Raw genomic sequence first — 321 nt, 5'->3', positions numbered from 1 at the left:
GCGCTGACGGCCGTACGACCGCCACCCTCGATCTGGATGCGTTGTCTGGGGAGGAGCTGCATCAGGCGCTGGATCCGCTGTGTCGGCCGGTGCCGCTGCCGGATGGGTCGCGGGACCTGCGGACGGTCGGGCAGCGGCGGGCTGAGGCGTTCGGGCAGATCGTGCGCGGCTACCTGACCGGCCGCGACCGACCCACCGCCTCGGGCGGGGTGTTGCCGCACGTGACGCTGATCGTCCCCACCCACACCGAGACCGCCCGCACCGAGACCGCCCGCACGGAGACCACCCGCACCCAGGCCGCCGGGCCCGCGCCGAGTCCGT

At 74.8% G+C, this 321-nt stretch carries 1 protein-coding gene; it reads left to right on the top strand.

Translation table 11 applies throughout. The features are described 5' to 3' along the window. Window positions 1-321: DUF222 domain-containing protein (locus AAFO60_RS20880; RefSeq protein ID WP_347958153.1), on the top strand; the 321-nt coding region annotated here is incomplete at both ends.

It is taken from the genome of Gordonia aichiensis, assembly GCF_039946255.1.
GTDB lineage: Bacteria > Actinomycetota > Actinomycetes > Mycobacteriales > Mycobacteriaceae > Gordonia > Gordonia aichiensis_A.
This window is presented reverse-complemented; position numbering and strand designations above follow the sequence as displayed.